32 protein-coding genes and 1 pseudogene are annotated in these 20,603 nt (G+C 58.5%); 1 reads left to right on the top strand and 32 read right to left on the bottom strand.

Annotated elements, in window-relative coordinates:
• Positions 1-355: 355 nt before the first annotated feature.
• Positions 356-1,819 carry a diguanylate cyclase gene (locus tag HB393_RS09245; RefSeq protein ID WP_213804892.1) on the top strand — a complete coding sequence of 488 codons (1,464 nt, stop codon included), beginning with the start codon at positions 356-358 and terminating at the stop codon, positions 1,817-1,819.
• Positions 1,820-2,034: 215 nt separating this feature from the next.
• Here the strand turns inward: HB393_RS09245 and rplQ are convergent.
• From rplQ to rpsJ, 32 genes and pseudogenes are all read right to left on the bottom strand, one after another.
• Positions 2,035-2,382: pseudogene (gene rplQ, locus HB393_RS09240) on the bottom strand (50S ribosomal protein L17); the annotation flags it as partial.
• An 88-nt stretch (positions 2,383-2,470) separates the two neighbouring features.
• Entirely contained in the window at positions 2,471-2,821 is a 351-nt protein-coding gene (locus HB393_RS09235) for a four helix bundle protein (RefSeq protein WP_213804890.1), read from the bottom strand.
• Between the two features lie 56 nt (positions 2,822-2,877).
• Positions 2,878-3,981: a DNA-directed RNA polymerase subunit alpha gene (locus HB393_RS09230; RefSeq protein ID WP_213804889.1), complete on the bottom strand. Its 1,104-nt coding sequence runs from the start codon at positions 3,979-3,981 to the stop codon at positions 2,878-2,880.
• A gap of 202 nt (positions 3,982-4,183) precedes the next feature.
• Positions 4,184-4,816: a 30S ribosomal protein S4 gene (gene rpsD / locus HB393_RS09225; RefSeq protein ID WP_213804888.1), complete on the bottom strand. Its 633-nt coding sequence runs from the start codon at positions 4,814-4,816 to the stop codon at positions 4,184-4,186.
• Between the two features lie 135 nt (positions 4,817-4,951).
• Positions 4,952-5,374 carry a 30S ribosomal protein S11 gene (rpsK, locus tag HB393_RS09220; protein WP_179585612.1) on the bottom strand — a complete coding sequence of 141 codons (423 nt, stop codon included), beginning with the start codon at positions 5,372-5,374 and terminating at the stop codon, positions 4,952-4,954.
• A gap of 3 nt (positions 5,375-5,377) precedes the next feature.
• Positions 5,378-5,758 (bottom strand): 30S ribosomal protein S13, encoded by a 381-nt coding sequence (gene rpsM, locus HB393_RS09215; protein ID WP_213804887.1) that lies wholly within the window; start codon positions 5,756-5,758, stop codon positions 5,378-5,380.
• A gap of 131 nt (positions 5,759-5,889) precedes the next feature.
• Entirely contained in the window at positions 5,890-6,003 is a 114-nt protein-coding gene (gene rpmJ, locus HB393_RS09210) for a 50S ribosomal protein L36 (RefSeq protein WP_013581269.1), read from the bottom strand.
• A gap of 180 nt (positions 6,004-6,183) precedes the next feature.
• On the bottom strand, positions 6,184-6,402 hold the full coding sequence (gene infA, locus HB393_RS09205; RefSeq protein WP_013581270.1) for a translation initiation factor IF-1: 219 nt from the start codon (positions 6,400-6,402) through the stop codon (positions 6,184-6,186).
• Positions 6,403-6,524: 122 nt separating this feature from the next.
• On the bottom strand, positions 6,525-7,274 hold the full coding sequence (gene map, locus HB393_RS09200) for a type I methionyl aminopeptidase (RefSeq protein WP_213804886.1): 750 nt from the start codon (positions 7,272-7,274) through the stop codon (positions 6,525-6,527).
• A 37-nt stretch (positions 7,275-7,311) separates the two neighbouring features.
• Positions 7,312-8,028 (bottom strand): adenylate kinase, encoded by a 717-nt coding sequence (locus HB393_RS09195; protein ID WP_213804885.1) that lies wholly within the window; start codon positions 8,026-8,028, stop codon positions 7,312-7,314.
• A gap of 50 nt (positions 8,029-8,078) precedes the next feature.
• Complete coding sequence (gene secY / locus HB393_RS09190; protein ID WP_213804884.1) at positions 8,079-9,491, bottom strand: preprotein translocase subunit SecY; 1,413 nt, start codon at positions 9,489-9,491, stop codon at positions 8,079-8,081.
• A 102-nt stretch (positions 9,492-9,593) separates the two neighbouring features.
• On the bottom strand, positions 9,594-10,076 hold the full coding sequence (rplO, locus tag HB393_RS09185; RefSeq protein ID WP_213804883.1) for a 50S ribosomal protein L15: 483 nt from the start codon (positions 10,074-10,076) through the stop codon (positions 9,594-9,596).
• 84 nt (positions 10,077-10,160) lie between these two features.
• Positions 10,161-10,337 (bottom strand): 50S ribosomal protein L30, encoded by a 177-nt coding sequence (gene rpmD, locus HB393_RS09180; protein WP_345945136.1) that lies wholly within the window; start codon positions 10,335-10,337, stop codon positions 10,161-10,163.
• Positions 10,338-10,393: 56 nt separating this feature from the next.
• Positions 10,394-10,900 carry a 30S ribosomal protein S5 gene (gene rpsE / locus HB393_RS09175; protein ID WP_213804881.1) on the bottom strand — a complete coding sequence of 169 codons (507 nt, stop codon included), beginning with the start codon at positions 10,898-10,900 and terminating at the stop codon, positions 10,394-10,396.
• Positions 10,901-10,962: 62 nt separating this feature from the next.
• Complete coding sequence (gene rplR, locus HB393_RS09170; protein ID WP_213804880.1) at positions 10,963-11,328, bottom strand: 50S ribosomal protein L18; 366 nt, start codon at positions 11,326-11,328, stop codon at positions 10,963-10,965.
• A 119-nt stretch (positions 11,329-11,447) separates the two neighbouring features.
• Positions 11,448-11,993 (bottom strand): 50S ribosomal protein L6, encoded by a 546-nt coding sequence (gene rplF / locus HB393_RS09165; RefSeq protein WP_213804879.1) that lies wholly within the window; start codon positions 11,991-11,993, stop codon positions 11,448-11,450.
• Between the two features lie 156 nt (positions 11,994-12,149).
• Positions 12,150-12,548 (bottom strand): 30S ribosomal protein S8, encoded by a 399-nt coding sequence (gene rpsH / locus HB393_RS09160; RefSeq protein WP_158790620.1) that lies wholly within the window; start codon positions 12,546-12,548, stop codon positions 12,150-12,152.
• Between the two features lie 178 nt (positions 12,549-12,726).
• Positions 12,727-12,912 (bottom strand): type Z 30S ribosomal protein S14, encoded by a 186-nt coding sequence (locus HB393_RS09155; protein ID WP_213804878.1) that lies wholly within the window; start codon positions 12,910-12,912, stop codon positions 12,727-12,729.
• Between the two features lie 44 nt (positions 12,913-12,956).
• On the bottom strand, positions 12,957-13,505 hold the full coding sequence (rplE, locus tag HB393_RS09150) for a 50S ribosomal protein L5 (protein WP_213804877.1): 549 nt from the start codon (positions 13,503-13,505) through the stop codon (positions 12,957-12,959).
• 128 nt (positions 13,506-13,633) lie between these two features.
• Positions 13,634-13,963 carry a 50S ribosomal protein L24 gene (gene rplX, locus HB393_RS09145; protein WP_213804876.1) on the bottom strand — a complete coding sequence of 110 codons (330 nt, stop codon included), beginning with the start codon at positions 13,961-13,963 and terminating at the stop codon, positions 13,634-13,636.
• Positions 13,964-14,070: 107 nt separating this feature from the next.
• Positions 14,071-14,442, bottom strand: coding sequence for a 50S ribosomal protein L14 (rplN, locus tag HB393_RS09140; RefSeq protein ID WP_158790617.1), 372 nt, complete (start codon positions 14,440-14,442; stop codon positions 14,071-14,073).
• A gap of 92 nt (positions 14,443-14,534) precedes the next feature.
• Positions 14,535-14,879 (bottom strand): 30S ribosomal protein S17, encoded by a 345-nt coding sequence (gene rpsQ, locus HB393_RS09135; RefSeq protein WP_213804875.1) that lies wholly within the window; start codon positions 14,877-14,879, stop codon positions 14,535-14,537.
• Positions 14,880-14,881: 2 nt separating this feature from the next.
• Positions 14,882-15,157: a 50S ribosomal protein L29 gene (gene rpmC, locus HB393_RS09130; RefSeq protein ID WP_213804874.1), complete on the bottom strand. Its 276-nt coding sequence runs from the start codon at positions 15,155-15,157 to the stop codon at positions 14,882-14,884.
• Positions 15,158-15,184: 27 nt separating this feature from the next.
• Positions 15,185-15,619, bottom strand: a complete 435-nt coding sequence (gene rplP, locus HB393_RS09125) for a 50S ribosomal protein L16 (protein WP_213804873.1) — start codon at positions 15,617-15,619, stop codon at positions 15,185-15,187.
• A 69-nt stretch (positions 15,620-15,688) separates the two neighbouring features.
• On the bottom strand, positions 15,689-16,363 hold the full coding sequence (gene rpsC / locus HB393_RS09120) for a 30S ribosomal protein S3 (RefSeq protein WP_213804872.1): 675 nt from the start codon (positions 16,361-16,363) through the stop codon (positions 15,689-15,691).
• Positions 16,364-16,442: 79 nt separating this feature from the next.
• Positions 16,443-16,955, bottom strand: coding sequence for a 50S ribosomal protein L22 (gene rplV / locus HB393_RS09115; RefSeq protein WP_213804871.1), 513 nt, complete (start codon positions 16,953-16,955; stop codon positions 16,443-16,445).
• A gap of 49 nt (positions 16,956-17,004) precedes the next feature.
• Positions 17,005-17,292, bottom strand: coding sequence for a 30S ribosomal protein S19 (gene rpsS, locus HB393_RS09110; RefSeq protein WP_213804870.1), 288 nt, complete (start codon positions 17,290-17,292; stop codon positions 17,005-17,007).
• A gap of 113 nt (positions 17,293-17,405) precedes the next feature.
• On the bottom strand, positions 17,406-18,230 hold the full coding sequence (gene rplB, locus HB393_RS09105) for a 50S ribosomal protein L2 (RefSeq protein WP_213804869.1): 825 nt from the start codon (positions 18,228-18,230) through the stop codon (positions 17,406-17,408).
• 92 nt (positions 18,231-18,322) lie between these two features.
• Complete coding sequence (locus tag HB393_RS09100) at positions 18,323-18,616, bottom strand: 50S ribosomal protein L23 (protein WP_213804868.1); 294 nt, start codon at positions 18,614-18,616, stop codon at positions 18,323-18,325.
• On the bottom strand, positions 18,616-19,293 hold the full coding sequence (gene rplD / locus HB393_RS09095; RefSeq protein ID WP_213804867.1) for a 50S ribosomal protein L4: 678 nt from the start codon (positions 19,291-19,293) through the stop codon (positions 18,616-18,618). Before rplD ends, HB393_RS09100 begins: the two co-directional genes overlap by 1 nt.
• Positions 19,294-19,390: 97 nt before the next feature.
• Positions 19,391-20,128 (bottom strand): 50S ribosomal protein L3, encoded by a 738-nt coding sequence (gene rplC, locus HB393_RS09090; protein ID WP_213804866.1) that lies wholly within the window; start codon positions 20,126-20,128, stop codon positions 19,391-19,393.
• Positions 20,129-20,194: 66 nt separating this feature from the next.
• Positions 20,195-20,512 (bottom strand): 30S ribosomal protein S10, encoded by a 318-nt coding sequence (gene rpsJ, locus HB393_RS09085; RefSeq protein WP_013581294.1) that lies wholly within the window; start codon positions 20,510-20,512, stop codon positions 20,195-20,197.
• Positions 20,513-20,603: the final 91 nt, after the last annotated feature.

The following is a 20,603-nucleotide window of genomic DNA, read 5'->3' as shown; positions in this document are numbered from 1 at the left end:
TCTCCTGAGACCTGGACCATTCAGATGGGACGTGTGGCAGAAAGTGCAGACCCCTTCAGGCACGATTGGAAACGCCAAGGACTTCCAGCAGGAACAAAAGTAGCGTCAGTGGCGCTACAGACATGAGTCTTGAGGACCGATCGAACTGAGGCGATTTTGTGTCGTTTTGGGAATGGAAGATTCGGCGCAACGGGAAAAATCGCTCAAGTAAGGCCGCAAGTTTCAGAAAATAAAGGACAGCGACGATAGATCTGTGTATAGTGCGTGCACGGAGTATGATTATTGCAATTTCACAAACATAGAAGTGACAGGATATCCTCAAGGATGTTCTAACTGTAACGATTGATGGTGCTTGATGACTTTACGCCGGGTAGAGAGTGAAGATGCGAGGTTTAGATCGCAGTGGACCCACGGGGGGCTAGATCCTGCGCCGGAGGCGGAGTGCGACGAAATCGTTCGTCTTGCAGCGACGATCTGTGGAACGCCGGTGGGCTTCCTGACTCTTCTGGATGAGCGGCAGCAGTGGTTCCGGGTGTCGGACGGATTCAAGCTGGAAGAGACTCCCCGAGAGGTTGCCTTTTGCGCCTACACGATCCGGCAGACGGAGTTGTTTGTCGTCCAAGATGCGCTCATCGATATTCGATTTTCAACGAATCCATTGGTAGCCGCCGAACCTTCGATCCGATTTTTTGCGGGGATGCCACTGCATACCGCGGAGGGTCAGCCGGTGGGGACGCTGTGCGTGATGGATATCGTGCCGCGCATGTTGAGCGTGGAGCAAGAGGGTGCGCTGCAGGTGCTGGGGCGCCAGGCGAGTGCTCGGCTTGAGCTGCGAATGCAGCGGAGACAACTCGAAGAGGCCCTGAAGGAGAAGGAGAAGGCGATTGCGAGCCTGAACGCCAGCGAGGAGCTGTTCCGAGCGTTCATGAACGCTAGTCCTTTCCTGAGCTACATCAAAGACGCGGCGGGGCGGCTGCTGTTCTACAACAAGAGCTTTGCGAAGCGGTTTGGCGTGGGCGAGTATACGTGGCTGGGACGGACGGACGAGCGGCTGTGGTCGCCGAACCTGTCGCGTTCGGCGCGATCGCACGACCTGGAGGTGATGGCGGGCGGGCGCATGGTAGAGACCGAGGAGCGGATTCGCGGGGCGGATGGAACGAGCTCGACGTGGCGATCGTTCAAGTTTCCCTGTCACGATTCGGCGGGGAACGTCATGCTGGCCGGAGTTGCGGTGGACGTGACGGAAGAGGTAGCCCGCAAATCTGAGCTGGAGCGCTACCACCTGGAGCTGGAGGGGGCTAACGAGAAGCTTCGCAAGCTGGCGGTGACGGACGTGCTTACCGGGCTGAAGAACCGGCGGGCGTTTGAGGAGCGGCTGGTGACGGAGTTCTCCATGGCACGACGGCGGAGGCGGGAGCTGGCCGTGCTGCTGCTGGACGTCGACAACTTCAAACAGATCAACGACCGGTACGGGCATGCCGCAGGCGACGATGTGCTGCAGAAGCTAGGAATGCTGTTGCGGACGACGGTGAGGCTGCCGGATCTGCCCGCCCGATATGGTGGGGAAGAGTTTATCGTGTTGCTTCCGGAGAGCGGCGAAGAGGGTGCTCTGGGGCTGGCGCGGCGCCTTATGGAACGGGTGGCGGAAGAGCAGTGGAACAACGAGCGGATGACGGTCAGTATTGGGATGGCGGCTATGAACGAGTCGCTCGTGAATGGGCTGCAGCTGGTCGCGCTGGCAGATGAGGCTTTGTATGCGGCGAAGCGGGCGGGTAAGAATCGCGCGATGCTGCATGGTGGAGTTGAGATTTCGGGTTAAGGCGTAGCATTTCGGTTTCGGATGGAACAAAGAAAAGGTACGGCTTGCGCCGTACCTTTTTGACTGATGCGATGCTGTGAGGTCTATGCTTCGGCGTTGGGATCCGGCGCTTCGCCGGGGTTGCGCTCTTCCAACTGCTTGGCGAGCTCTTCGCGCTTCTTGGTGCGGGCTTCGGCGCGTTTCTGTGCCTTCTCGTTGAGTTCGTGCTCGGCTCCGAGGAGTTCGATGAAGGCCATCTCGGCGGCGTCACCCTTGCGGGGGCCGGTGCGGGTGATGCGGAGGTAGCCGCCCTGGCGGTCGCTGTAACGGGGTGCGACGGTGCCGAAGAGACGATCGACGGACTCGGGCGTCATGAGATAGGCAGCAGCCTGGCGACGGGCGTGGACGGTGCCGCGCTTGCCGAGGGTGATCATCTTCTCGATGATGGGCCGGGTGGCCTTGCACTTGGTGATGGTAGTCTCCACGCGGTCCATAAGGATGACGGAGGTGACGAGGTTGCGCAGCATGGCGCGGCGATGGCTGGTGTTGCGGCCTAGTTTGAATCCTGCATTACGGTGACGCATGGTGTAATCTCCTTCGATGACGCCTTGTGGCGCATCGGAACTACAGGGATTAGGGATTAGTGGTTAGGGATTAGCAAGCGATGACGAGCTAGAGGCGTTTGAGGAGAGCGTTTAACATCTTTCCTACTTCTCCCGCCAAACCTTCTGCTTCGTTCAGCACTTGGGTGTTTCCGTAGCCCAATTCCTTAGCTATTACTAGCTGTGTTTCAATTTCTGCATTCGAACCACGGGCCATTCCGAGGAACTGCCTGTACTCCCCGGTAGATAGGCGCCCATGCCCCTCTGCGATATTGCTTGCTACCGATACGCCGGCCCGACGGATCTGACTCGTGAGGCCGAACAGCTCTTCTTTCGGAAAACCTATGGTGAGCCTGTAGATCGCTAAAGAAAGCTGGATCGAACGTTGCCAGACAAGAAGGTCGCGATAAGACTCTGCCATAATGCAAAGCTAAAGGTGAAGAATTCGTTATCTCTAACCAACCCCTCACCTTTGGACTAGAAGTTCTCGGGTTCGGTGGCGGCGAGGTCGAGGTCATCTTCGTCCTCGTCTTCGTCCTCATCGTCGTCGTCGAAGTTGCCGAAGCTGGCGGCGAGAGTGGCTGCCGGCAGGACCGAGGTGGGTCCTGGGACGGGGTTGCCGTTCTCGTCGATCTTCATACCGAGGGAGAAGCCCATCTGCGCGAGGATTTCCTTGATCTCGTTCAGGGACTTGCGGCCGAAGTTCTTGGTCTTCAACATCTCGGCTTCGGTCTTCTGGATGAGCTCGCCGATGGTGGCGATGTTGGCGTTCTTCAGGCAGTTGTAGCTGCGTACGGAGAGCTCGAGCTCTTCGACGGAGCGGTTGAGGTTCTCGTTGCGCAGGGCGGGACCGTCGTGGCTGCCATCGTGACCGGCTTCCATCTCTTCTTCGAAGTTGATGAAAATGGTCATGTGGTCTTTGAGGAGCTTGGCGGAGAGGCCGAGCGCGTCTGCCGGGAGTACGGTGCCGTTGGTCCAGATCTCGATGGTGAGCTTGTCGTAGTCGGTGATCTGACCGAGACGAGCGGCCTCAACGAGGTAGTTGACCTTGCGGACGGGCGAGTGAACGGAGTCCACGGGGATGAAGCCGAGGCCGAGATCGGCATCGAAGTTCTTGTCGGCGGAGATGTAGCCGCGGCCGCGCTTGAGGCGCATCTCCATGTCGATCTTGCCACCCTCGGAGACGGTGCAGATGTAGACGTTCTTGTCGAGAATCTCAACGTCGCCATCCGCCTCGATGGAGCCGGAGGTGATGACGCCGGCCTGGTCGGCGCGGAGGTAGAGGGCCTTGGGGCCTTCGCCGTTGAGCTTGAACGGGATCTGCTTGAGGTTGAGGATGATGTCGGTCGCGTCTTCAACGATGCCAGTGATGGATTGGAACTCGTGCAGCACGCCTTCGATACGGACGGCGGTTACAGCAGCGCCTTCGATCGAGGAGAGCAGAGTGCGGCGAAGGGCGTTGCCGATGGTGGTACCAAAGCCGCGCTCAAAGGGCTGCGCGCTGAACTTACCGTAGTTTTCGGTGAGTGTTTCGTTGTCGACTGCAAGACGCTTGGGCTTTTGAAAACCTCTCCAAAGCATGTGTTTCTCCTTATCCGTCCTAGCCGCGATGCATTCTGCGGACTGGCGGGTGAATCGGTTGCGGTTAAGTTGTAGAGAGGAAGGACTAGAGCCTAAGGATCCGGGACCAGCAAACCTCTTGGTGCTTTGACATCTTCGGTGCAGAGGAAAGATATCTCCGCTGCACCTGGATGACAAATCTTTGTCTCGAGGAACGCTACGATTACTTCGAGTAGAGTTCGACGATGAGCTGCTCGTTGACGGGCAGGTTGACGTCCTCACGCTTCGGCAGAGCAATGACCTTGCCGGAGAGGTTGTCGCGATTGATGTCGAGCCACTGAACAGAGCTCTGACCGGCGGCGAAGTTCTTGGCCTCTTCGAGGAGGACGAGGGCCTTGGAGCCTTCGCGGATGGCGATCTCGTCGCCGACCTTGACCTGGAAGGAGGGGATGTTTACCTTGCGGCCGTTGACGGTGATGTGACCGTGACGGACGACCTGGCGGGACTGGCGGCGGCTGAGTGCGAAGCCGAGGCGGTAGGCAACGTTGTCGAGGCGGGTCTCAAGCTGCTGGAGCAGGAGTTCGCCGGTGACACCGGTCTTGTTGGAGGCCTTCTGGTAGTAGGCGCGGAACTGAGTCTCAAGGGTGAAGTAGATGCGCTTGGCCTTCTGCTTCTCGCGGAGCTGCAGACCGTAGCCTACGACCTTCTTTACCTTCTTGGACTGACCGTGCTGGCCTGGTGGGAAGTTGCGCTTCTCTACGGGGCATTTCTCGGAGAAGCACTTGGCTCCCTTGAGGAAGAGTTTTGTTCCGTCGCGGCGGCAGAGGCGGCAGACGGGTCCGGTGTAACGTGCCATGGTATTGCTCCTAAATCCAACTTCGGGTGACGATCGTTTTACACGCTGGCAGCGCTTCAGTCGCGATCCTGTTGCGGTTACAGGCGAATCCCTCCAGTGAGACGACCACTGGAGGGGAAGCCGAAAGAGAAGACGTCAGACGCGACGGCGCTTGGGAGGACGGCAGCCGTTGTGCGGCATCGGCGTAACGTCCCGGATGCTGCGAACCTCGATGCCGGTGGTGGCGAGGGCGCGGATCGCGGACTCGCGGCCGGAGCCGGGACCGGAGACACGCACATCGACCGAACGAACGCCATGGTCGCGCGCTGCGTTGGCAGCGCCGACGGCCGCCTGCTGCGCCGCAAACGGGGTTCCCTTACGGGAGCCGCGGAAGCCGAGCGAGCCGGAGGACTTCCAGGAGAGCGTGTTGCCAACCTGATCGGTGATGGTGACGATGGTGTTATTGAAAGAAGCCTGGATGAAGACGAGGCCGAATGGAACATTCTTGCGCTCGCGCTTCTTGAACTTCTTATTCTTGCCGGGCTTTGCTGCGCCCTTGGTGTTCTGAGTCTTGGCCATGGCTTATTTCGTCGCTTTCTTCTTACCGGCGACGGTTCCCTTGCGGGGGCCTTTGCGGGTACGAGCGTTAGTGTGGGTGCGCTGGCCGCGGACGGGAAGCGAACGACGATGACGAAGGCCACGGTAGGACTGAATTTCGATGAGGCGCTTGATGTTGAGCGAGATGTCCTTGCGGAGATCGCCTTCGATCTGGCCCTCAGCTTCGATGACCTGACGGATGCGGTTCAACTGCTCTTCGTCGAGCGTGCCGATCTTCACGATGGGATCGATGTCCGCCTTCGCGAGGATCTTGGCGGCGCGAGAGTCGCCGATACCAAAGATGTAGGTGAGTCCGATGCGCGCCTGTTTGTTGTTAGGGACATCGACTCCAGCAATACGTGCCATGGGGTTCCTTTGTGTTGGGCTTCTGGGACTGGCCGGGAAGCGGGTGAAAGGTTTACGGTGATTCCGCCGGGTTCAACGCAAGCCTTGACTTCGGCTAACTAGCCCGGTGGGGCCGAAATGACCGGGACTCTTTAGCCCTGGCGCTGCTTGTGCTTGGCGTTTTCACAGATGACGCGAACGACGCCACGGCGATGAATCACCTTGCACTTGTCGCAGATCTTCTTTACTGAGGCACGGACCTTCATGGTGATTCCCTTCTGGACTGCCAGGCCAAGGGCTCATGGCCCGAGGCTCAGCTTGATGCTGCTACATGGCATTCATTGCACGACAAAGGCGATATCAGCCCTTTGATAGCGCTCAGGATGACAAATCGTTTGAGATGAGGCGTCTACAACGGAAATAAGAACAAAAGCTAAAGCTTTTGCTTATTTGTACCGGTAGACGATGCGGCCACGGTTGAGGTCGTATGGGCTGAGCTCAATCGCGACACGGTCGCCGGGGAGAATGCGAATGAAGTTTTTGCGCATGCGCCCGGAGACGTGAGCGAGGGCCTGGTGCTTGTTCTCAAGCTCGACCTTGAACATGGCATTCGGCAGGGTCTCAACGACGACCGCCATTACTTCAATTGCATCTTCCTTCGACAAACGCTCTCCTTTGGAGGTCCAGGGTCTTTAGACCCCTTATTCCGATAAAACCTTTTCCTTAAAAAACTCTGCACGCTGAGCGCAGAGTACCTCTTATCATAACCCACTTTTGCGGTAAATTCCTAGCGAGTGAGAACCTGGGGCCCATCTTTCGTGATGGCGACGGTGTGCTCGAAGTGGGCACTGTAACTTCCATCCACAGTTACGGCGGTCCAACCGTCGGGAAGAACACGAACTTCGGGCTTGCCAGCGTTGATCATGGGCTCGATGGCGAGGACCATTCCGGCCTTGAGGCGGGGGCCTTTGCCGGCGGGTCCGAAGTTGGGGACCTGGGGATCTTCGTGCATGGCGCGGCCGATGCCGTGACCGACGAACTCACGGACGACTCCGAAGCCCTGGGCCTCGCAGAGATCCTGGACGGCGGCGGAGATGTCTCCGAGGCGGCCGCCTACCTGGCATTGCTCGATGGCGGCTTCGAGGGAGGCCTGGGTGACGGAAAGGAGTTTCTGGGTGGCGTGGCTGACCTTGCCGATGGGATAGGTGACGGCAGCGTCGGAGTAGAAGCCGTCGACGATACAGCCACAGTCGATGGAGAGAATGTCGCCCTCTTTGAGGATGCGCTTCTCGTTGGGCATGCCGTGGACGACCTCGTTGTTGACCGAGGTGCAGAGAGCGGCGGGAAAGCCGTGGTAGCCCTTGAATGCGGCGATAGCACCAAGTTCGGCTATCTTGGCGACGGCAATGCGCTCCAGGTCCATTGTGGAGGCACCCGGCACGACGTGAGGCGCGATGGTGTTGTGGACCTGGCGGAGAATAGCGCCAGAGATGCGCATCTTTTCGATCTCGGCGGCGGATTTGATGAGAATAGCCATTTAGCAGTGATAGGGTCTAGGGTTAGAAAGCAAACTGTTAGGTGGCTCGAAGGGATCGAAGGGCGGCGGTGATGGCCCCTGTTACCGATTCTACGGGTTGATCGCCGTCTATTTCCCGAAATCGGCCCTGAGAGCGGTAGTGTTCGATGACGGGGGCGGTCTGGGCCTCAAAGGTCTTCATCCGTTCGATGAAGACTGGCTCGGTATCATCTGGACGTTGAACGAGTTCCGCGCCCTCGATATCACACTTCCCTTCCAACTTAGGAGGGTTCGAGAAAACGTTATAGATGCTTTTGCAGCCCGGACAGGTACGCCGGCCGGTGATTCGGTGGAGAAGCTCGTCATAGCTGACCGTGATGTGAACGGCAACAATGGGAAGCGCGATCTTGGCGCCGGCCAGATGATTATCGATCCAGATGGCTTGATTGAGCGTCCGGGGGAAGCCATCGAGGATGTAGCCAGATTCGGTGTCGGATTCGGCCAGGCGGTCGGCGACCATCTCATTGACCAGATCGTCGGAGACTAGTTGTCCGGCGTCGACGAGGTCTTTTGCGGCTTTCCCGAGCTTGGTTCCCTTCGCGATGTTGCTGCGGAGGATGTCGCCGGTGGAGATCTGGGGGATACGGAAGCGTCCCATCAGGAGTTGAGCCTGGGTGCCTTTGCCGACACCGGGGGCTCCGAGAAGGAGAACCGGCCCGGGCAGGAAGGTGGTGTCTGCCGGGGCCGGTTGCGTCTGTGCTGCGGAGTTGGTCAATGTATCAATTCCAAGTGAAGCATGAAGCAGAATCTTGTTGGAGGACTTCTTTACCAGCTCTTACGACCGCGGATGCGGCCAGATTTGGGAGAGAAGCCGTCGTAATGGCGCATGATGAGCTGTGACTCGATCTGCTGGACGGTGTCCATGGCAACGCCGACGACGATCAGGAGCGAGGTTCCACCGAAGTAGAAGTTTACGCCAAGGCCATTGGTGGTCCAGGTCGGCAGCTTATCGAAGATCCCACCGATCAGCGGGAGGTGATTGAAATGAATACCGCTGATGAGGAAGGTGGGGATGATGGTGATGATGATAAGGTAAGCCGCGCCGACGAGGGTGATGCGGGTGAGGACGTCGTTGATGAAGTCAGCGGTACGCTTGCCGGGGCGAATACCCGGGATGAAGCCGCCGTACTTGCGCATGTTGTCGGCGATGTCGTCGGGACGGAAGACGATGGAGATGTAAAAGTAGGCGAAGAAGATGATCGCGGCGATCTGGAGGATCTCGTACCAGGGCTCACCGGGGGCGATGGCACGAAGGATCGGGCCGAAGAAGGTGGTGTCGGAGAGCTTGGGGCTGCCGAAGAAGGTCATGCCAGAGAGCAGCAAGGGCGCAGAGAGGATCGAGCTGGCGAAGATGACCGGCATGACGCCACCGGAGTTGACCTTGAGGGGCAGATGGGTCGACTGACCACCCATCATCTTGCGGCCGACGATTCGCTTGGCGTACTGAACAGGGATGCGACGCTCTGAGCGCTCGACGTAGACGATGAAGGCAACGACGGCGACCATACCAGCGACCAGCAGAACGATGGCGACGGGGGTGAAGGCACCCCATGCAGCGGTGGTGGCCTTGTCGTAGAGCTCGCGGATACCGCGTGGTAGACCTACGACGATACCGGTGAAGATGAGCAACGACATACCGTTGCCGATACCGCGCTCGGTGATCTGCTCACCCAGCCACATGATGAAGGCCGTACCGGTGGTGAGGGTCAGGACGCACATGGGGATGAAGGCGCCGCGAGGGATGGTGACCATCGGCGAGCCGGTGGCGGTGTTCGTAAGGGTCAGCGCGATGGCGAAGGACTGGACAATGGCAAGCAGGACCGTGACGTAACGGGTCCACTGGGTGATCTTGCGGCGGCCGAGCTCGCCCTCCTTCTGGAGCTTCGCGAGCGGCTCATAGATGACGGTGAGCAGCTGGAAGATGATGGAGGCGGTGATGTACGGCATGATGCCGAGAGCGAAGATGGTGAGGCGGCGAAGGTTTCCGCCGGTGAAGAGGTCGCCGAGGCCGAGCAACGAACTGGAGTTCTGATTGAAGAACTGCGCGAGCAGATCGGCGTTGATGCCTGGGGTGGGAATGAAGGAGCCCAGACGGTACACAGCCAGCAACCCAAGCGTAAAGAGGACGCGCTTGCGGAGGTCGGGGATGCGGAAGATGTTGGCGAATTTCTCGAACATCGGTGTAGACCTCGATCGAAATCGGTGAGACCAGGGCCGGAGCCCCTGATGCTAGAGAGGACCGGATGGAGACTGTACTCCATCCGGTCCCAGAGGAGCGAGCTAGGCTGCTACTGATTCGCCGCCGATGAGGATGGCTTTGCCGCCAGCCTTCTCGATGGCTTCCTTCGCGGAAGCGGAGAACTTGTGTGCATGGACGGTAACAGCGGACTTGAGTTCGCCGTTGTTGAGGACCTTGACCAAACCATTCTTCTTGCGAAGCAGGCCGAGGGAGACGATCTTTTCCAGCGTCAGTTCGGAGTTTGCGGAATCAGCCTCTACGACTTCGGCGATGCGGTCGAGACCGAGGACCTGGTACTCGACGCGGAAGATATTGGTGAAGCCGCGCTTGGGCAGACGGCGGTGAAGGGGCATCTGGCCGCCTTCGAAGCCACGCATGAGGCTAGAGCCCGAACGCGAACCCTGGCCCTTGTGACCGCGGGTAGAGGTCTTACCCATGCCGGAGCCCATACCGCGGCCGACACGCTTCTTGTTTTCGTTCGCCTTCTTGGGGGCGCGGAGGTTGGAGAGATTACGAATTGCCATTGTGTTTCCTCGCTTAACGCCGGTGGACTCGTTGGTCCAGCGACTCGCATTTTAGTGGGCTAAGGTTACGCCCTGGCACAGAGATTAGTTTACGACGCGGACCAAGTGCGGCACCTTGGCGACCATGCCGCGGACGGAAGGGGTGTCTTCGCGCTCGACGATCTGGTTGAGACGGGTGAAGCCGAGGCCCTTGATGACGAGCTTGTGCTTGACCGGGGTGCAGATCTTGGAACGGAAGTACTGCAGCTTGATTTTGGCGATAGCGTTGGTGTCAGCCATGATAGAGCTCCTCTGGATCTTTTGGAACAGGGTTGAGCTTAGAGCTCTTCCACTGCTTTACCGCGCAGGGCGGCTACTTCGGCCTTGTTGCGAAGCTGAATGAGAGCGTCGAAGGTGGCCTTGATAACGTTGTGGGGGTTCGCGGTGCCAAGAGACTTGGTCAACACGTTCTGGATGCCAGCGGCGGTCATGACGGCGCGAACCGTCTTGCCGGCGATGACTCCAGTACCCTCTGCAGCGGGCTTGAGCATAACCTGACCGGCGCCGAAGTGACCAAGTACTTGGTGCGGAATGGTGGTCTCAGTGAGGTTGACCTTGTGCAGGTTCTTCTTGGCAGCTTCGATGCCCTTGCGGATGGCCTGGGGAACTTCCTTGGCCTTGCCCGAGCCGTAGCCGACGATGCCTTCACCGGGATCTCCGATGACGACGAGCGCGGCGAAGGACATGTTCTTACCGCCCTTGACGACCTTGGTGACGCGATTGATGGAGACAACCTCGTCCTTGAGGTTGAGGCGATTCGCGTCGATCTTTTTCTTGGTGACCATAATCTTTGTGTCGCTTTCTGGCTACCCGCTCCGGGCGCCGGGAGAATCTTGGTAAGGCTGGACTAGAAGTCGAGACCCGCTTCGCGGGCGGCGTCGGCGAGAGCCTTGACGCGACCGTGGTAGAGATAGCCGCCACGATCGAATACGACCTTCTTGATGCCCTTTTCCTGAGCGCGCTGAGCGATGAGCTTGCCGACTTCAGCGGCTGCCGCGACGTTGCCGCCGTAGACCTTCTCTACACCCTTTTTGCCGAAAGACGAGGCGGAGGCGATGGTTACCCCGTTGAGATCGTCGATGAGCTGGGTGTAGATGTGGTTGAGCGAGCGATAGACGTTGAGGCGGGGACGCTCGGCGGTGCCGGACATCTTCTCGCGGATGCGCGTGTGAACGCGCTGGCGGATGACATTGCGTTGACGGGGATTGATCATGGTTCGCTTTCCTTCCTAGTGGCGTCGCCAGAGTGCTGACGACGTTCGGTGATTGATACGTTGTGCGGGGCGGAGAATTAAGGATACCAAGATCCTCAAAACTCTGCCCCGCAGATTGATTACTTGGCTCCGGTCTTTCCGACCTTCTTCTTGAGCTTCTCGCCGGTGTAACGGACGCCCTTGTTCTTGTAGGGATCGGGCTTGCGAAGCGAACGCATGTCGGCGGCGACCTGGCCCACCTTCTGCCGGTCGATACCGGAGATAGTCAGGTGGGTCTGCTTGGGATCGATGGTAACGTCAATGCCGGTAGGCAGGGGAAACTCGATGGGATGAGAGTAGCCGAGGGTGAAGACGACCATTCCCTTGCCCTTGAGCTCCGCGCGGTAACCAATACCGACGATGTCGAGATCCTTCGTCCAGCCGGTGGTCACTCCGGTAACGGCGTTGAAGACCAGTGCGCGGGCGAGGCCGTGGAAGGCTGCCTGTTTATCGGTCTCGCGCTCGGCGATGAGATGGCCGTCCTTCTGGACCAGCGTGATTCCGCCGGGGAGCATGGCAGTGACCTTGCCCTTCGGCCCTTCGACCAGGACAGTGTTGCCGTTCTCGCTTACGGTGTACTTGACGCCGGCAGGCATGGGGATCGGCTTTTTGCCAATACGGGACATGATGAATCCTTTTCTATGGCTTGCGAGTCGCAGGGTTGAGACCTGTTCCACTGCAGCCTGGCGGGTTAGCGCCCGGGGCAAAGCCCCTTTTTATTGCGACTGATTCGTAGAGCCAAGGCACCACGAATCAGTTCGAGTTCAAATTCCAGGATCGAACTACCAGACTTCGCAGAGGATCTCGCCGCCAACACCTTCGCGGCGGGCCTGACGGCCGGTCATGACGCCCTTGGGGGTGGTCATGATGGAGATGCCGAGACCGCCCTGTACGCGGCGAATCTCATCGCGGCCGAGGTATACGCGGCAGCCGGGACGAGAGACGCGCTGCAGGTCGCGGATTACGGCTTCGTTGTTCGGGCCGTACTTGAGGTAGACGCGAATGACCTTCATGCCGTTCTCTTCCGTGGGCTTGTAGTTCGCAATGTAGCCCTCTTCTTTGAGGATACGGGCGATCTCGGCCTTCAGCTTGGAGGCAGGCACGTCGAGTTTCTGGTGACGGGCGCGGATAGAGTTACGGATGCGGGTCAGGAAGTCTGCTACAGGATCGGTGAGGTTCATTCATTCTCCTTCATCCCCCGTTCGCTCACGAGTATCTCTCGAGAGAACCAGCGGGGATGTTACTGCGGTGATGCTGTTGCGGTGCTTCCAGACTGCTGCATCCTAAGCGTGAGCTCGAATGAGGTCTCTGGAGTAGCCGATTGGTAGCTCTATCCTATCAGCAGACGTAGCTAAAGTCTTACCAGCTCGATTTGACGACGCCCGGAATCTCGCCCTTGAGCGCGAGAGAACGGAAGCAAAGACGGCAGCAGCCGAACTTGCGCAGGAACGCGCGAGGACGACCGCAGAGCTGGCAACGGTTGTGCTGGCGGGACTTGAACTTCGGGGGTCTTGCATCTTTGACGCGTTTTGCGGTAGTTGCCATGTTTTGTGCTCGCTATCTGTAAGTCTTAATTCTATTTGAATTCTTTATGCGCCGACGCGGAAGGGCATACCAAATCCCTTGAGGAGAGCGCGGGCACCGTTATCGTCCTTCGCGGTGGTAACGATGGTGACGTTCATACCCTTGAGCTTGTCCACCTTGGCGTAATCGATTTCGGCGAAGATGAGCTGGTCGCGCAGGCCCAAGGTGTAGTTGCCGCGGCCATCGAAGCTCTTCGAGGAGACACCACGGAAGTCGCGAACGCGAGGAAGAGCGATCGAGATGAGGCGGTCGAGGAACTCATACATCTTGTCGCCACGCAAGGTAACCATGGCGCCGATCGGCATACCTTCGCGGACCTTGAAAGCGGCGATGGACTTCTTGGCCTTGGTGGTTACAGGCTTCTGACCGGCGATCGCAGCAAGGTCGGCGACCAGGGGATCCATGATCTTGACGTTCTGGGTGGCTTCGCCGAGGCCCATGTTAATGACGATCTTTTCCAGCTTGGGAATCGCCATCGTATTCGTGATGTTGAGTTCCTTGGCCAGAGACTGCTTGATCTCAGTGTCGTACTTCTCTCTAAAACGTGCTGCCATGATTGCTCTTCGCTTTCTCCACGGTTCCGGAGTGGGTACCGTTTCGTGGGGTGAACCTTTATTCAGGGATTAGAGGTTAGGGATTAGGTCTTAGCTAACAAAACCTCATCCGTATACTCTTTGAAGCCTTACTTCTTTTTCTCAGCGATCGAGTTGCCGCTGGACTTCGCGAAACGAACCTTCTTGTCGCCTTCGATGCGGAAGCCGACGCGAGTTTTATTACCTTCGGCGTCGAGCAACATCACGTTCGAGATATGGATCGTCGATTCCTGCTCGGCGATGCCACCCTTGATGTTGCGCTGAGGGTTGGGCTTGACGTGCTTTTTGACCATCATGACGCCTTCAACCAGGAGACGGTCTTTCTCCGCGATGACGCGGAGAACGCGACCCTGCTTGCCCTTGTCTTTGCCTGCGATGACTTCGACTTTATCGTTGCGCTTGATCTTGAAGCTTGCCATGATTCTCTCTTTTTCTCGACGAACCGGTAGCAGCAGAGGATGTCCTCTAATAAGCGACCACGGAGCCGGACTCCGGTTTGGCGCCGCCCGAGGGCGACGGCGAAAGACTAGATGACTTCGGGGGCGAGGGAGACGATCTTGAGAAACTTCTTCTCGCGAAGCTCACGGGCGACCGGTCCAAAGACACGGGTTCCGACCGGCTCGTTCGCATCGTTGATCACGACAGCGGCGTTCTGGTCGAAGCGGATGTAGGTGCCGTCCCGGCGACGGTATTCCTTGCGGGTACGGACGATGACAGCCTTTACTACTTTACCCTTTTTTACAGTGCCATCGGGGGAGGCTTCCTTGACCGCGGCGGTGACGACGTCGCCGAGGCCGGCCTTCTTGCCAAGTCCACCACCGAGAGGCAGGATCACCTGCAACTTGCGGGCGCCGGAGTTGTCGGCCACGTCAAGCATCGTTCTCATTTGTACTGACATCGTTATTCTCCTGGTAATGCGGCCTGGGCATGGGCCCGGCGTGAAATCTGGGTGTTACCTGGCTGGTGCCGAACTGCATGGCACCGACCGAATTACTTGGCTTCCGCCGCAGCGGCTGCCTTCTTGTCGTCGGCGAGCGAGAGCGAGGAGCGGCGAACGATCTCCTCAAGCGACCAGCGCTTGAGCTTGGAGAGCGGACGGGCCTCGCGAATGCGGACGACGTCACCGACGCGAGCGGAGTTTTGCTCGTCGTGGGCATAGAACTTCTTGTTGGACTTGAGCACGCGTTTGTACTTCGGGTGAGCCTTGCGCATCTCGATCTCGACCACGATGGTCTTCTGCATCTTGGTGGAGACGACGAGCCCGACCTTCTCGTTACGACGGGAGGCTGGAGTCTCGGAGGACGCAGCTACGGGGGTGTTGGTAGTGTCTGCCATAATTAGACCTTCTTCGCTTTCTTGCGGGCGGTGCGTGTGCTCTTGGCCGGGGCGACGTTAGCAACGACCGGATTCGCTGCCTTGTCGGCTGCGAGGGTGCGCTGGCGGGCGACGGTCTGAATGCGTGCGATATCGAGCTTCAGAGTGCGCAGCTTCTTAAGACCCTCGGTATTGCCGAGCGACTTCTGAAAACGGATACGGAAGAGCTGCTCGCCGGCTACGGCCTGCTGCTTGATGAGCTCTTCGTCACTGAGATTGCGGATCTTTTCGAGTTCCATGGTTATCTTCCTTCAAACTTGTAGATACTACTTGGCAGCAACGGTCGCCTTGACGTCGTGGCGCATAACGAAGCTGGTCTTAAGCGGGAGCTTGTGGGACGCGAGACGCATGGCCTCACGAGCCAACTCGGGCGTAACGCCTTCCATCTCGAACAGGATCTTGCCGGGTCGAACAACGGCGACCCAGTGATCCGGAGCGCCTTTACCCTTACCCATACGGGTTTCGGCAGGCTTCTTGGTGATGGGCTTGTCCGGGAAGAGACGCAGCCATACCTTTCCGCCACGCTTAATGAAACGTGTCATGGCGATACGGCTGGCCTCGATCTGGCGGTCGGTGATGTAACCGCACTCCATGACCTTGAGGCCGAAGTCGCCGAACGAGAGATCGGATCCGCGCCACGCCTTGCCGCACATACGACCGCGTTGTTGCTTGCGATACTTGACCTTCTTTGGCATCAACATAAGAAAACCCTCTTCACTCTATCGGGGAGGCTTGGCTCCCCTGAAAACTCCGGCAAGGCCGGGGAAAAATTACGATGCGAACGCGCTGGTAGGAACGCCCTGGTCGCGACGCTTCTTCTGCTCGTAGATGTCGCCGCGATAGACCCATGTCTTGACGCCGATGATCCCGTAGGTGGTGTGAGCCTCAGAGAAGCCGTAGTCGATGTCGGCGCGCAGCGTGTGCAACGGCAGACGGCCCTGCAAGTACCACTCTGAGCGAGCGATCTCGTTGCCGTTGAGACGGCCGGAGACGCGGACCTTGATTCCCTTGCAGCCGAAGCGGAGAGCGGAGTCGACCGACTTGCGCATGGCCCGGCGGAAGCTGACGCGCTTCTCGAGCTGGAGGGCGATGTTCTCGGAGACAAGCTGGGCATCGAGCTCAGGCTTGTTGACTTCGAGAATATCGATGAAGACCTCACGGCTGGTACGCTTCTGAATGTCGGCCTTGAGCTTGTCGATCTCGGCGCCCTTACGGCCGATGATGATTCCCGGACGTGCGGTACGGATGATCAGACGCAGCTTGTTGCCTGGACGCTCGACCTCGACGGAGCTGACGCCGGCTGCCTTCAGCTTCTCGCGTAGCTCAGCCTTGAGCTTGACGTCCTCGACCAGCAGCTTGTCATAGCCGCGCTCTACGAACCAGCGTGACTTCCACGGCTTATTGATGCCGAGGCGAAACCCATACGGATGGACTTTCTGTCCCATAGCTTCCCTTTACTCCGTGCCCGATACCGGTTGAGCCGGCGGGCAGTATTGCAAAACTTTAAGTTTACAAGAACTCCGCTTACTTCGCGGCTTTCTTGGAGGCTGCCTTCTTCGCGGCCGGATTCTTGGCTGCGGACTTGACGGCAGTTTTCTTGGCGGCCTTCTTCGCGACCGGGGCGGCGGTAGTATCTGCCTTCGAGGCGCTCTGCGAGGCTTCTGAGGTCTTTTCCGCGACCGTCACGATGATGTGAGCCATCCTGCGCTGATAGCGGAACGCGCGACCCATTGGGGCAGGACGGATACGCTTCATGCGCGGGCCTTCGTTCGCGATCGCGGTGCGGACGTAGAGGTTGTCGACATCGACATCCAGACCCTGCTCCTGCGAGACGTAGTTGGCGTTCTGAATCGCGGAACGGAGGACCTTCTCGATGACCGGAGCCATCTTCTTGGTGCTGAAGTGGACGGTGTTGAGCGCCTGCTCCACGCGGAGGCCCTTGATGAGGTCGAGGACGAGCTTGGCCTTCTGCGGGCTGGTGCGCTGGAACTTCGCCTCGGCGCGGAACTCTCGAATTTTTTCTACTGTCTTAGCCATGACTTCTTCTTCCTAAAATCGAAAATGCAAAGATCTTGTTATGAAGCTCTTATTTTGGCTTCGCGGAGGTCTCAGCAGCGCGTGCGGAGTGGCCCTTGAAGGTGCGGGTGGCCGAGAACTCGCCGAGCTTGTGGCCGACCATGTTCTCCGTCACGTAGACCGGGATGAACTTGCGGCCATTGTGAACGGCGATGGTGTGACCGACGAAGTCCGGGTGGATCGTGGACCGGCGGGACCAAGTGCGCAGGACCTTCTTCTCGTTGATCTGGTTCATGCCGGTGATCTTGGACATGAGGTGCTCGTCGATGAAAGGACCTTTTTTCGCTGAACGTGACATTGTGCTGAGCTCCGACTTTCTTTGTTGCGATGCTGGATACGACGAATCTCTTGCTTGCGAGACTTGGTGTTGCTAAAGATCCGAAAACTAAAACTTTGCCGAATTGCTTCTTCTTACTTGGTGCGGCGCTTGACGATAAATACATCGGTGCGCTTGTTGTTACGAGTCTTGTAACCACGAGTCGGCTGACCCCAGGGGGTAACCGGGTGACGTCCGCCCGAGGTCTTACCTTCACCACCACCGTGCGGGTGATCGACAGGGTTCATCGAGACACCCCGGTTAGAAGGACGAATACCCTTCCAACGATTACGTCCCGCCTTACCAATGGTGACGTTCTCGTGGTCGGTGTTGCCGACCTGACCGATAGTGGCCATGCACTCGACGAGCACCTTACGGGTCTCGCCCGAGGGCAGCTTGAGCAGAGCGTAGTCACCTTCCTTGGCGACGAGCTGAACAGCGGCGCCAGCGGAGCGGGCCATCTGCGCGCCCTTACCAGGACGAAGCTCGATGTTGTGCACGGTCGTACCGGAGGGGATGCTCTTCAGAGGAAGGGCATTGCCGACGAGGATGTCAGCGTCCGGACCGCTCATGATCGACTGGCCGACGGTGAGGCCAACCGGCTGGATAATGTAGCGCTTCTCGCCGTCCGCGTAGTTGATGAGCGCGATGCGGGAGCTGCGGTTGGGATCGTACTCGATGGTAGCAACAGTGCCGGGGATGCCGAACTTATCGCGCTTGAAGTCGATGAGGCGAAGCTTCTGTTTGTGACCGCCACCGTGGTGACGCATGGTCATGCCACCGGCGTTATTACGTCCGCCGGTACGCTGCTTGACCGCGAGCAGAGGCTTGTACGGCGTATCCGTCGTGATGTCGTCGTTGACGAGCTTCGTCGCGAAGCGGAGGGATGGTGTAATCGGTCGAAATGATTTGATCGGCATCGTCTTATTCCTTGCCCGCGCGGCTGGCTTCCCTGCTGCGCTTCGGTTCCTGATATCTGATACGTGCGGCTGAGTCTAGTGGCTGCTCGCGGTTACAGGCTGTTGAGGTATTCCGGCATCTTCTCGCCCTCTTTGAGGCGAACGTAAGCCTTCTTCCAGTCGGGGCGGTAGCCGGAGAACTTTCCACGGCGACGCTCCTTGCCTTCGACGGTCGCGGTGCGAACACCGGTGACCTTGACCTTGAAGAGCGTCTCGACGGCCTGCTTGACTTCGGTCTTGGTAGCCTTGAGGGCGACCTCGAAGACGAGGGTGTTCTGCGTCTCCTTGACGGTCATGCCCTTCTCGGTGATGAGGGGGCGACGAATGACGGTATAGAGAGTTGGCATTACGCAACCTCCTTCTGCGCGGCGGCTTTGCTGCGCTTGGAAACGAACTTCTTGAGCGTATCCTGCAGGGCCTCGATCGCATCCTTCGAGAAGATGGCATGCTCGTAGCGGAGCAGATCGTAGGGGTGAACCTCAGAGCTGAGCACAAGCTCGACACCGTCAAGATTGCGCGAACCAAGGTAGAGCTTCTCGTCCAGCTTGCGGCTGGACTCGACAAGCAGAGTGGTCTTGCCGGCTTCGAGCTTGTTGAGTGCGGTGCGGAAGAGCTTGGTCTTTGCTTCGGCTACTTCGAACGAGTCGACAATGGTGAACTTACCGTCGGCGATCTTAGCTGCGATAGCAGAGCGCAGGGCGCCCATCAGCTTCTTCTGCGGGAAGGCATACTCGTAGCTGCGAGGCTGAGGTCCGTGGACCGTACCGCCGCCGCGCCAGAGTGGAGTACGGATGGAGCCGACGCGAGCGCGACCGGTTCCCTTCTGCTTCCAGAGCTTCTTGCCAGCGCCGGAGACGTTCTTACGGGTCTTGGTGGCGGCGGTTCCCTGACGGAGGGCAGCACGATAGTGCTTGACCGACTCCCAGAGGAGCGCATCGTTGATTTCACCGGCGAAGATCTCGTCGACGAGTTCGAACTCACCGACCTTGGTTCCACCGAGATTTACTACGTTGATGTTTGCCATCGTCCTTCTCTCTTCGTGCCCGCCATCGATGCGGCGGGCCAAAACTTTGTTTACAGGCGGTTCGAGGCCAAAACTAGAGCCGCTCTGTTTGGTTTCTTTACTTCTTCTTCGGAGCAGCCTTCTTCGAAGCCTTCAACGGATCGAGAGTGGTGCTTCCAGCGAAGCCACGACGCTCACGCGGCGGAGCCTTAGCCTTAGAAATGAGGACGTATCCATCCCGTGGTCCCGGAACTGCGCCTTCGACGAGGAGGAGGTTATCTTCCAGATCGATGCCGCGGATGCGAAGGTTGCGAACCGTGATCTGCGCGTGACCCATATGGCCAGGCATACGCTGACCGGGGAATACGCGAGACGGGAAGGACGAGGCCCCGATCGAACCCTGCACCTGGAACATGTGTCCGTGAGACTTGGGTCCACCGCCGAAGCCGTGGCGGCGAATAACACCAGCGAAGCCGCGACCCTTGGAGGTGCCGATGACGTCAACGAACTTCTCGTCGGAGAAGATGTCTACGAGGATGCGATCGCCAGCCTTGGCGACGACCTTCTCTTCGCCTTCGACCGTCTTGACGGCCTCGAGGCCGACTTCCTTGATCATCCGAACAGGGGGAACGTTTGACTTTGCGAAGTGGCCGGTCATGGCCTTGTTCACCTTGGAGGCCTTGATGAAGTCGACGTAGCCGATCTGAGCAGCCTCGTAGCCGTCCTTCGCAAGAGTCTTGAGCTGAGTGATGACGCAGGGGCCAGCCTTGAGCACGGTAACCGGGTGAACGTCGCCGCGGTCATCGAACAACTGGGTCATGCCAATTTTTTTACCGAGAATTCCGACTACTGACATTTCAATTTCCTTTCCTCATCATGCTGTTCGGACTGCAGCAGCACTGCCGGGTTAGTCGTGCGTGAACTACTTCTGAACGGTCTTAATCTCGACGTCGACGCCCGCAGGCAGATCGAGCTTCATCAGCGCGTCTACGGTCTGCTGGGTCGGCTCAAGGATGTCGATGAGACGTTTGTGGGTGCGAATCTCAAATGCCTCACGGGATTTCTTGTCGACGTGGGGCGAGCGCAGAACGCAGTACTTGTTCTTCATCGTCGGCAGAGGAATGGGTCCGGCGACCTGAGCTCCGGTGCGCTTTGCCGTCTCGACGATCTCGCCGGTAGACGTGTCCAGCACGCGGTAGTCATACGCCTTCAAACGAATTCTGATTCTTTGTCCAGCCATGGTGTGTCTCTTTCGTAGTGCAAAGATCGTTTGGAGTGACTGCCGGCGATGAACCTCTACACCTGCCGGCAGCCCTCGTGAGTCTCAATAC

It is taken from the genome of Granulicella sp. dw_53 (genome assembly GCF_018449545.1).
Classification (GTDB): Bacteria; Acidobacteriota; Terriglobia; order Terriglobales; family Acidobacteriaceae; genus Edaphobacter.
Note: the sequence above shows the minus strand (reverse complement) of the source record. Positions and strands in the feature narration are given on the sequence as shown.